At 29.4% G+C, this 12,252-nt stretch carries 9 protein-coding genes; all 9 read left to right on the top strand.

From position 1 onward, the window contains the following. Positions 1-27: 27 nt before the first annotated feature. The 9 genes from ARA56_RS06815 (at position 28) to ARA56_RS06775 (ending at position 12,237) form a co-directional block, all read left to right on the top strand. On the top strand, positions 28-987 hold the full coding sequence (locus ARA56_RS06815) for a ribose-phosphate diphosphokinase (protein WP_055265065.1): 960 nt from the start codon (positions 28-30) through the stop codon (positions 985-987). A gap of 145 nt (positions 988-1,132) precedes the next feature. After that, positions 1,133-1,819: a response regulator transcription factor gene (locus ARA56_RS06810; protein WP_055265063.1), complete on the top strand. Its 687-nt coding sequence runs from the start codon at positions 1,133-1,135 to the stop codon at positions 1,817-1,819. Positions 1,820-1,821: 2 nt separating this feature from the next. Beyond that, on the top strand, positions 1,822-3,228 hold the full coding sequence (locus ARA56_RS06805) for a HAMP domain-containing sensor histidine kinase (RefSeq protein ID WP_055265061.1): 1,407 nt from the start codon (positions 1,822-1,824) through the stop codon (positions 3,226-3,228). 25 nt (positions 3,229-3,253) lie between these two features. Next, positions 3,254-4,369 (top strand): S1C family serine protease, encoded by a 1,116-nt coding sequence (locus ARA56_RS06800; RefSeq protein WP_055265059.1) that lies wholly within the window; start codon positions 3,254-3,256, stop codon positions 4,367-4,369. A 189-nt stretch (positions 4,370-4,558) separates the two neighbouring features. Further along, positions 4,559-5,137, top strand: coding sequence for an aminoacyl-tRNA hydrolase (gene pth, locus ARA56_RS06795; RefSeq protein WP_055265057.1), 579 nt, complete (start codon positions 4,559-4,561; stop codon positions 5,135-5,137). Between the two features lie 15 nt (positions 5,138-5,152). Further along, positions 5,153-8,668, top strand: coding sequence for a transcription-repair coupling factor (mfd, locus tag ARA56_RS06790; RefSeq protein ID WP_055265055.1), 3,516 nt, complete (start codon positions 5,153-5,155; stop codon positions 8,666-8,668). 90 nt (positions 8,669-8,758) lie between these two features. Continuing rightward, on the top strand, positions 8,759-9,802 hold the full coding sequence (locus ARA56_RS06785) for a peptidylprolyl isomerase (RefSeq protein ID WP_055265053.1): 1,044 nt from the start codon (positions 8,759-8,761) through the stop codon (positions 9,800-9,802). Positions 9,803-10,032: 230 nt separating this feature from the next. After that, positions 10,033-10,581, top strand: coding sequence for a stage V sporulation protein T (gene spoVT / locus ARA56_RS06780; RefSeq protein ID WP_055265051.1), 549 nt, complete (start codon positions 10,033-10,035; stop codon positions 10,579-10,581). Between the two features lie 126 nt (positions 10,582-10,707). Continuing rightward, the gene (locus ARA56_RS06775; RefSeq protein ID WP_055265049.1) at positions 10,708-12,237 is read left to right on the top strand and encodes a putative polysaccharide biosynthesis protein; all 1,530 of its coding nucleotides are present in this window, start codon (positions 10,708-10,710) and stop codon (positions 12,235-12,237) included. Positions 12,238-12,252 lie beyond the last annotated feature (15 nt).

Genomic DNA, 12,252 nt, shown 5'->3' with positions numbered 1-12,252 from the left:
AGCAATTTTAAGGAGGTTCTCATACTTATGATAACGCATGGAAAGAGTATAAAGATATTTACAGGAAATTCTCACCCAGAATTAGCAAAAGAAATTGCTGATTTACTAGGTATTCCACTAGGGAAAGCTAAAGTTTCTACTTTTAGTGATGGAGAAATATCTGTAGATATAAGTGAAACAGTAAGAGGATGTGATGTATTTATAGTACAATCTACAAGCTCTCCTGTTAATAATAACTTAATGGAACTTTTAATAATGATAGATGCATTTAAGAGAGCATCTGCAGGAAGAATTACAGCAGTTATGCCTTATTATGGGTATGCAAGACAAGATAGAAAAGCAAAATCAAGAGATCCAATAACAGCAAAATTAGTTGCTGACATTTTAACTGCAGCTGGAGCAGATAGAGTATTAACTATGGACTTACATGCAGCTCAAATTCAAGGATATTTCAATATTCCAGTTGATCACATGTTAGGTTCACCAATATTAGCTAAGTACTTCGTTAACAAAGGATTTGAAGATCAAGATGACGTAGTTGTTGTATCTCCAGACTTAGGAAGTGTTACAAGAGCTAGAAAGTTTGCAGATAAATTACATGCTCCTATAGCTATAATTGATAAGAGAAGACCAAAGGCTAATGTTTCTGAAATAATGAACATAATCGGAGATGTTGAAGGAAAGAGATGTATCTTAATCGATGATATGATTGATACTGCTGGAACTATAGCAAATGCTGCAAATGCGTTAAAAGACCTAGGTGCAACTCATGTTTATGCTTGTTGTACTCATGGAGTATTATCAGGACCTGCCTTCGAAAGAATAAATGGTTCTGCTATAGAGGAATTAGTTATGTTAAATACTATTCCATTACCAGAAAGAGATGATTTAGAAAAGTTCCAATCAATATCTGTAGCTCCTTTATTTGCAGAAGCAATAAAGAGAATTTACGATGATGAACCAATAAGTAAATTATTCGAGAACTAATAACATAGAGATAAAAAAAGAGGAGTTATTCAAAAATAACTCCTTTTTTTATTAATATTGTGTAACAAATGTAAACTTTATGAGAAAACTATTATTGTTTAAATATTTATAGTATAAAATATTTATAAGGGAAGGTGGAATTGGAATGGATGATAAATTTGGAAAAGTTTTAATTGTAGATGATGATACGCATATAAACGAATTAATAGATATGTATTTAAAAAGTTCAGGATACGAAACAAGACAATGTTTTAATGGAATAGATGCATGTAATATTGTTAATGAACAAAATATTGGATTAGTAATATTAGATATTATGTTACCAGGAAAAGATGGAATGGAAGTTCTTAAATATATAAGAAAGACGTCTAACATACCTGTGATAATGCTTACAGCTAAAGGTGAAGTTTTTGATAAGGTATTAGCCTTAGAGCTTGGAGCAGATGATTATATAGTAAAGCCTTTTGATCCAAAAGAGCTTATGGCTAGAGTTAAGGCTGTTTCAAGAAGATATACTACACCAACAACAAATGATGATTTATTAAAATTTAATGGATTAACTATAGATATTGGTGCATATGAGGTAGTTTATAAAGGGAATAATGTAAAGTTAGCACCTAAGGAATTAGAATTACTTCACTTTATGGCTAGTAATCCTAATAAGGTATTTACAAGAGAACAACTAATGTATGAAGTATGGGGATATGATTATCCAGGAGATTCAAGAACTGTGGATGTTCACATAAAAAGATTAAGAGAAAAGATAAAAGGCGGAGAAGGTTGGGAAGTTCAAACTGTTTGGGGCGTTGGCTATAAATTTGAGGTGAAGTAAGCTTGAAAAAAAGAAGTATAGTAAGAAAGCTAATAATAACTTTTGCTTCAATAACAGGTGGAGTACTAACTTTAGTTGGACTTATATCAACTGTATGGATTAATGTTAGTTATACAGAACAAAGAATAGAGATTATTGATAAACAAATAGCTATAGTAGAGGAAACAGTAAGAGGGTATTTAAGACAAGAGAATGATTATAATGAAGTAGAGAAAATCTTGACTATGGCAAGTATGGCAAGTAATACTGATGGAATAGTAGTAGATAAATTAGGGTATATTTATATAGTTTCAAATTCTAAGTATGATGATATTAAGTATACAAAAGTTCAAATGCCAGAAAATATTAAATCTAAAATTGATGAAATGAAAAAGTATGGGAAAGCAGTTGTGCTATTAAAAAATGGACAGTTATTAAGTTATGTTAAGCCTATGTATTCTAATGGGGAAATAGAAGGATCTATAATCATGATTCCTAATAGTGCTTATGCAGGTAAAAATATAATGTGGATGATATGGATATCGATAGTAGTTGCAATGATAATTTCAGGTTTGATTATAAATTACTTCGCAAATAGATTAGTAGTTAAGCCTTTAGAAGAAATAAATAATGCAGCTAAAAGGTTAACTCAAGGAAACGTTAATGAAAGAGTTGATGTAAGATCAAATGATGAGATTGGTCAATTAGCGGAATCTTTTAATAGTATGGCTGAATCATTAGAAAAGGTTGATAATACTAGAAAAGAATTTATATCAAATGTGTCTCATGAGCTGAGGTCTCCGATAACTTCTATAAAGGGTTTCGTTGGAGGAATCTTAGATGGTGTTATACCAAAGGATAAGGAAACGTATTACTTTAAAATAGTATATGAAGAGATAAATAGACTTGCTAGATTAGTAAATGATTTATTAGATATATCTGCAATGGAAGCAGGTAAGTTTAATTTACAAAAGATTGATTTTGATATAAATGGAGTTATAAGTCTTTGTATATTAAATCTTGAAGGGAAAATTAAAAGTAAAGGATTAGATGTAAGAGCTGTTTTTGAAGAGAAGAGAAATTATGTAATAGCTGATAGAGATAGAATAATTCAAGTTCTAACAAATCTTCTTGAAAATGCTATAAAATATAGTAATGATAAAGGGCAAATAGAAGTAACTACTTATACAAAAGGAGAAAAAATATATATAAGTATATTTAACTCAGGTGAAAATATATCAAAAGAAGATTTAAATAATATTTGGGATAGATTTTATAAAAGTGATAAATCAAGAACCAATAAAGTAAGTACGGGATTAGGGCTACCTATAGTAAGATTGATTTTATCTCAACATAATGAAGATGTTTGGGTGGAAAATATAGACGGAAAAGGGGTAAAATTTACTTTTTCGTTAAAAAGAGCTGATTAACTAAGATGCATTTGGAGGGGATGCTATGGTCCGTAATAAGGTTCAAAGAGAAAAAATTAAAAATTATGAAGAGAAAGATTATAATATAAGTTTTAAAAAAAAGAGAACTAAATCAAGTATTAGATTTGGAGCTAAGCTTTTTATATATTTAATTATTGCAGCAGGATCAGGAGCAGTTTTTTCAGGAATAATGATGGATATTAAGTATGGAAATGCTATAAAAATTATTGAAGAATTTGCTAATGATGAAATGATTATAACGGATTATACAAAGATTATAAATACTATAAATCCTTCAATTGTTACTATTGAAAATTCATCAGAAGGATTTAATTTGAATAATGAAAATAATACTACTGGGATAATTTTAGATGAAAGTGGAAGTATACTTACAAATTATTCTTTGATAAAAGATTTTTCTAATATAGTTGTTAAGTTATCAGATAATAGCGTTGAACCTATAAATGCAAAATTAATGGTAAAAAATGAAGATATTGATTTAGCTATAATAAAAATAAAAACTGATGAAGAGTTAACGCCTGTGAAATTTGCTAAAAGCGATGAGTTGCTTATAGGACAGGGGGTTGCAGTATTAGGTAAAACTGTAGGTGATAATACTGTGGATACTGTCAGCCCAGGAATAATAACATCTATAGAAGAGAATACAAGATTAGAAGGAAAATCATATCAATTACTTCAAATAAGTGCACCTATAAATAAGAAAAATGCAGGTGGACCTATTTGTAATTCTAAAGGTGAAGTAATAGGTTTAGCAAGTTATAGTTTATCAGAGGCTAATAAAGATAGTGGGTTTTATTATGGAATTCAAATAAGAGATTTGCAGATTGTAATTAATTCTAGTAATGCATTTAAAAGTGTTCTGGGAATTAATGAAGGTGGTATAATAGCAGATAAAAACACTGAGTATAAAGGATTTTATGTTCAGGATTTAGATAAGAATGGAGATGCTTATAAAGCTGGAATTAAACCGACAGATATAATACTAGAAGTAGATAATACTCCAATAATAACTGTAGATGATGCCACTGCTGTACTTCAAAATAAAAAACCTGGAGATGTTCTAAAATGTACGGTTTTAAGAGAAGGAACTATAGAAGAGATAGAGGTAAATATAAATTAAAACTAAGATAATAGATATATGGTCATACATAATTAAAGGCAAATTATTTATAATTTGCCGTTTTTTTATTTGTCATTTAGGTTAAGATGTTTTGTACTTTTTTATATTGAAAATAAAATGTATAATAAAACGTAGCAATAAAATGGTATAATATACAATAGGTCTATATGCTTAGGAGGAAATTATAAGATGTTTTTAATAGTAGGATTAGGAAACCCAGGAAAAGAGTATGAAGGAACTAGACATAATATAGGTTTTGAAGCTGTAGATTATATAGCTGATAAGTATAATATAGAATTAAATAGGATAAAATTTAAAGGTATATTTGGGGAAGGTATGATAAATGGTAAAAAGGTTATCTTACTTAAACCAACAACATATATGAACTTAAGTGGAGAAAGTATAAGAGAAGTAGTTAATTTTTATAAAATATCTAATGAAGAAATAATTGTTATATACGATGACATAAGCTTAGAGGTAGGAAGATTAAGAATTAGAGAAAAAGGAAGTCATGGTGGACATAATGGGATAAAGAGCATAATAGCCAATTTATCAAGCGATGTATTTCCAAGAGTTAAGATAGGTGTAGGAGGTCCAAAGGGAGACCTAGTTTCTCATGTATTAGGAAAGTTTTCAAATAGTGAAATAGAAATCCTAAGAGAATCAATAATGGCAACATCAGAAGCAGTTACAACTATTTTATCAAAAGGTACAAAAGAAGCGATGAATAAATTTAACGGGTTTAAGGCAAGTGCCATAAGTGATTAAGGAAGGTGTATTTTGATGAGATTAGAGGGGATAATGAAGCCCTTAAGAGATAATGAAGAATTTAACCGTTTATTAGGATGTATGAATAAAGGTCAATATCCACTAAGTGCTTATGGATTATCAGAATCGGGAAAAAGCTATTTAATAAATGGTATTTTTGAAAATAGAGAAAATTCTATAGTTATAGTTACACATAGTGATATTGAAGCTAAGAATTTATATGAAGATTTAAGTCTTTATTCAACTGATGTTTACTATTTCCCAGTAAGAGAGGTAGTTTTTTATAACATAGATGCTATTTCGGGTGATTTGAGATGGGCTAGATTAAAAGTTATTAAGGAGATTTTACAAAATAAAGAGAAGAAGATAATTATAACTTCTATTGATGCTTTAACATCTTTATATACACCGAGAGAATATTACTATAATTATAGTATAAATATTGCACAAGGGTCTGAATTAGATTTAAAGGAATTATCTCAAAAGTTAATAGAATGTGGATATGAGAGAGTTGAAGCTGTTGAAGGAAAAGGTGAATTTTCTTATAGAGGAGGGATACTAGATGTATTTCCTCCTACGTCTGTTTATCCTTATAGAGTTGAACTTTTTGGAGATGAGGTAGACTCTATAAGAACGTTTAATACTGAATCTCAACGTAGTATAGAAAAGATAAAGAGTTTTGATATATTCCCTGCTAAAGAGATAATAATAAACTCTCAGGTTCAAGAAAAAGCAAGTGAAAAAATAAGAGAAGAATTAAATACTATATTAGATAACGCTAGTAAAAATGATAATGAGAGAATAGATAAGTTAACTAATATTGTTAGAAAGAACTTAGAATCATTAAAAGAAAGTTATACATTTGAGACTGTAGATAGTTATCTACCTTATTTTTATGATAAACCTGAAAGTTTATTTGATTATTTAGAAGGATATTTATTTATAATAGATGATATAAAGAGATGTAAAGGCAAAATCGACAGTATATATTATGAATTTAGTGAAAATTATACTGCATTTCTTCAAAGGGGAGATATTCTTCCATCTCAAAATAAGTTGTTATTAGATAAAGAAGAGCTTGCTATAAATATAAATAAAGAAGATGTTATTGCTGTAAACACATTTTTAGAAAATACTGATTTGATATCAACATATGAAGATATAGGGTTTAATCAAATGACATTAAGCCATTATCATGGTCAGCTAGATTTATTGATAGATGATATCAAAGATAAAAAAAGTAAGGGCTACAGAACCGTTATATTATCAGGTACAAGGGTAAGAGGTGAAAGGTTAGTTGAGACCTTAAGAGATAGAGAAGTTGAAAGTGTTTATAAAGATGTAATAGAAGATATTAAACCAGGTGAAGTTGTAATTACTTTTGGTAATTTACTTAAAGGGTTTGAATATCCAGATTTAAATTTATGCATAATATCAGATAAAGAAGTATTTGGAGAAGCTAAGAGAAAGCTTACTAAAAAAGTAGCACAAAGAAAAGGTGTTTCAAAAATACGAAGCTTTGCAGAGTTAAAGCCTGGGGATTATGTAGTACATGCTAATCATGGTATTGGTGTATTTAAAGGTATTAAACAAATTGAAGTCGCTGGAAGTACAAGGGATTATTTAGATATAGTTTATGATAAAGGTGATAAACTATATGTTCCAGTAGATCAATTAGATTTAGTTCAGAAATATATTGGAAGTGAAGGAAAAACTCCAAAGATAAATAAACTTGGAGGAGTTGAGTGGCAAAAGGCTAAAGCTAAAGTAAGAAAATCTATAAATGAAATTGCAGAAGATTTAGTGAAGTTATATGCAGCTAGGTCTACTTTGACTGGTTATAAATATTCTAAAGATACAGAGTGGCAAAGACAGTTTGAAGATGAGTTCCCATATGAAGAAACACCTGACCAATTGACATCATTAGAGGAAATAAAGCATGATATGGAATCAGATAAACCTATGGATAGATTGCTTTGTGGAGACGTTGGATATGGTAAAACAGAAGTAGCTATAAGAGCAGCATTCAAAGCTGTTATGGATGGAAAGCAAGTTGCATTCTTAGTACCTACAACTATCTTAGCTGAACAGCACTATAAAAACTTTATAAAGAGATTTTCAGACTTCCCTGTTAAGATTGATATGATAAGTAGATTTAGAACAGCAAAACAGCAAAAAGCTACTTTACAATCTTTAAAAGAAGGTAATGTTGATATTTTAATAGGAACCCACAGATTAGTATCAAAAGATATAATGTTTAAGGATTTAGGTTTATTAATTATAGATGAAGAGCAAAGATTTGGGGTCGCTCAAAAAGAAAAGATTAAAGGATTAAAGAAAAATGTTGATGTATTAACATTAAGTGCAACGCCAATTCCTAGAACATTGCATATGTCATTGACTGGGGTGAGAGATATTTCGGTTATTGAAACACCACCGGAGGAGAGATATCCTATCCAGACATATGTAGTAGAGCAAAAGGACCAATTGATAAGAGATGCTATATTAAGAGAAATAAGTAGAGATGGTCAGGTGTATTTTGTTTATAACAGAGTAGGCACTATTCAGGATATGGCTAATTATATTAAAGATCTAGTTCCAGAATGTAAAGTAGGAATAATTCATGGTCAAATGACTGAAAAGGAATTAGAAAAAGAAATGATTGCATTTATGAATAAGGAATATAATGTTCTTGTATGTACAACGATCATAGAAACTGGTATAGATATTCCAAATGTTAATACCATGATAGTTCATGACTCAGATAAGATGGGATTATCCCAACTTTACCAATTAAGAGGAAGAGTAGGTAGATCTAATAGAATTGCTTATGCATACTTTATCTATACTAAAGATAAGGTGCTAACTGAAGTTGCAGAGAAAAGATTGAAAGCCCTAAAAGATTTTACGGAACTTGGATCAGGATTTAAAATTGCAATGAGAGACTTAGAGATAAGAGGTGCTGGTAATATGATGGGATCAGCACAGCATGGACATATGGCTACTATAGGGTATGATTTATATTGTAGAATGCTAGAAGATACAGTAAAACTTATTAAAGGAGAGATTGATAAGGAACCTGTTGAAACAACAGTGGATATAAAGGTTGATGCTTATGTTCCTTCAAGATACATTGAAGATGAAATTCAAAAGATTGAAGTTTATAAAAAGATTGCTGCTATAAGTAATATTGAAGATTATCAATATATTAAAGAGGAACTAGAAGATAGATATTCTAGTATACCAGATGCTGTTTATAATCTTATGGATATAGCTTATATTAAGAGCTTAGCTAAGGAATTGTCTATAGAAGAAATAAAAGAAATGCCAAAAGAAATTAGATTTAAATTTGCATCAGATTTTAAAGGATACAACAATATATATAAGATTTTATTAAAACATTATAAAGAAAATGTAGTTATATATTTTGGAGAAAACCCTTCTTTTGCAGTTAAGCTAAACACAATAAAGAAGGAAGAAGCATTAAAATTCTATAGAGAAATGCTATTAAAGGTTATTGAAAATTCATAGAAAAATCAGATGGTAAAGTTTGAATAAAAGGAATATTATTGATATACTAGTATAGATAGCAACTATAATATGTAAAGTGAGGGAAATGATTTGAGAAGAATAAAAAGAATAGTACTTGCTGCAGTCGTTGCAACAATGGCTTTTTCAATGGCAGGATGTAATTTAATACAAAAGACTCCAGAAGCTATACAAAATACTGTTTTAGCTAAAGTTGGAAGCGAAAAAATAACTCTAGGTGATGTTGATACTGAGTTAAAGGCTGATATTGATTATCTAAAGGAACAATATGGTGAAGACTTTGAATCAAATATAGATGATGATCTTAAAGCTAGACTAAAAGAAGTAAGACAACAAGTTTTAGAAGCTTTAGTAGAAGAAAAAGTACTTTATTTAGAAGCTGAAAAGAGAGGTTTAGTACCTACTCAAGAAGAATTAGATAAAGAAGTAGCTGAAAGAACAGCTGAAATACAAGAAGCTTGGGGTGGAGAAGAAGCATTTGCACAAGCTAAAGAGTATTATGGATATACTGATGAAACTTTTAAAGAGTTTTTAGAAAATCAAGTAGTAATTCAAAAGGTTAAAGATGATATGTTTAAAGATATAAACATAACTGATGACCAAATAAATAAATATTATGAAGAACACAAAGATGAATATGTAAATTACGGGCAAGCTGACGCAAGACATTTATTATTCCAAACGGAAGAAGAAGCAAATGCTGCAAGTGAAAAAATAAAGAGTGGAGAAACTACTTTTGATGCTTTATTTACAGAATATGAAGGAAATAAAGCAAAAGCTACAGCTACAGATGCTACTGAAGAAGATCAAGCGTTACCTATAGCTGAAGATTTAGGTACAGTTTCTCATAATCAATCTAATTATGATCCTTTATTCTTAGAAGGATTAAAACCTCTTAAAGAAGGAGAAGTTTCAGAACCTATTAAAGGATATTATGGATATCATATAATAGAGGCTACAAATGTTACAGAAACAACTCCAAAAGAGTTTAATGATGAACTAAAAGAGGAAATAAAAGCTACTTTAGAAAATGAAGAGAAAAATAGTATATATGAAAATGAATTAGCTTCATTAAAGAAAGAATATAAAGTAAAACTTTACGAAAATAGACTTTAATTAAATAAAATATAATTAAAATTCAGAGAATGTTATTATTCTCTGAATTTTTTTATTATAAAAATATATTAAAATAAGCTAACATTAGATTTCTTGCCATAGAATTGAATTAATTCCTCTTTGATTAGATACGGATAAATATTGGGTATATGTGTATAAAATTTCTAATAACTCAAATAATAATATTGCAGTAAGATATTTATAATTATTTAAGGAGGTAACTCAAAGTAATGAAAGCAACAGGAATTGTTAGACGTATTGATGATTTGGGAAGAGTGGTTATACCAAAAGAAATAAGAAGAACTTTAAGAATAAGAGAAGGAGACCCATTGGAAATATTCACCGATAGAGAAGGTGGAGTAATTCTTAAAAAATATTCTCCAATAGGCGAGTTAACTGATTTTTCAAAGGAATATGCCGAAAGCTTACAAGGATCAATTGGACATATTGTGTTAATTGCGGACAAAGATACATTTATATCAGCGAGTGGAGCGCCTAAAAAAGATTACTTAGAAAGAAAAATAAGTTCTGAATTAGAAAACGTTATGAATGATAGAAAAGCTGTAATAATTACAGAGCAAAACAAGACAATCCCTCTACATAATGATGAGGATGAAAAGTTATATTCAAATCAAGTTGTAGCACCAATAATTGCTGAAGGAGATGCAATAGGAGCTGTATTAATAATTTCAAAAGAAGAGAATGAAAAATTCACTGATCTTGAATTAAAGCTTGCAGAAACTGCGGCTGCTTTTTTAGGAAAACAAATGGAACAATAAAGTTGATATTAAGCAATCGTAATTGTAAAAAATTAATGTTACAGAATAAATTAGTAATAATACCTCTAAACTTAAAATAATAATTATTATTAGTGATAAAAAACTTTATAAGTTTGGAGGTATTTTATGAAAAAGCAATCTTTGATTAAAGGAAGTATAATTCTAGGAGCTGCTGGAATAATAGCCAAGTTCTTAGGATTATTTTTTAGGTGGCCACTTATATTATTAATAGGTGATGAAGGAATAGGATATTATCAATTATCTTATCCATTATATATGTTTTTTGTAGCTATAGCGTCAGGTGTACCGGTAGCTATGTCTAAGATGATATCAGAAAGAAATGCAGTAGGAGATATAGAAGGTACATACGAAATAGTTAAAGAATCAACTTATTTAATGTTAGTTTTAGGAATAGGTACGTCCTGTGTATTATTTTTCTTTGCAAAACTTATTATTTCTTTTTTGAAATGGGACCCAAAATCTTATTACGCTTTAATAGGAATTTCATTTGCACCTATAGCAGTTTCTATTATGACTATTTTTAGAGGATTTTTTCAGGGATTACAGAACATGACTCCATCTGGAGTATCTCAAATATTAGAACAAGTGGGTAGAGTAATCGTAGGAGTTGGACTAGCCTTTGTGTTATTACCAAGAGGTATAGAGTTTTCTGCAGGAGGAGCAGCATTTGGAGCAGCTGCAGGGGGAACTATAGCATCTATATATCTATACATTAAGTACAGAAAAGTAAAAAAGAGTATGGGTATAAAGAAAATAAGGACAAACACTGATGTATTAAATAAAATACTAAAAATGGCTATTCCTATATCAATAGGAGCTACAGCAGGAACTATAATGAATTTGATAGATGCTGTATTAGTACCACAAAAGCTTATAGAGTCTGGAGTAGCTGATCCTACAGCCTTATATGGACAATTAACAGGAAAAGCAGCAGTTCTTGTTAATATCCCTTTGACACTATCTATGGCATTAGGCACATCTTTGATACCTATAATAGCAGAGAATTATGTGCTTAGAAAAAAGGTAGAATTAGAAAGTAAAACTAATTTAGCTATGAAGCTAGCAGTAGTAATAGCTTTTCCTTGCACAGTAGGATTATTTTGCTTAGCAGGGCCAGTTATGAAGTTGTTATTTTTTAAAGCTTATGATGGTTATGAAATTTTAAAATATCTTTCTTTATCAATACCGTTTATAATTATTACACAAACTACTACATCCATATTGCAAGGTACAAACCATTATATTAGGCCTGTTATAAATCTTTTTATAGGATGTATAGTAAAAGTAATATTAACTATGTTCTTAGTGCCAATTCCACAGATAAATATATTTGGAGCAGTAATAGCTAGTATAGCTTCGTATGTAACAGTTACAATCCTTAATATAGTTGCTTTAAAGACAAAGATAAAAACAAAGTTAGATGTATATGATTCAATTATAAAGCCATTAATGTCATCTTTAATAATGGGAATAATGGTAAGTATAACTTATATTTTTTCTATAGGAAGAACAAATAATAATAGTATTTCTTGCTTATTATCAATATTTGTGGGTATTATTATATATATAATAGCTATTTTAGTTTTTAGAGTTTTTAGTATAAGTGAAATTAAAAATAGGGTAGTTAGAAAATGATTTGTAAGGAGAGTA

The organism is Clostridium disporicum (genome assembly GCF_001405015.1).
GTDB classification, from domain to species: Bacteria; Bacillota; Clostridia; order Clostridiales; family Clostridiaceae; genus Clostridium; species Clostridium disporicum_B.
The sequence above is the reverse complement of the archived record's forward strand: the minus strand, read 5'-3'. Positions and strand labels throughout refer to the sequence as shown.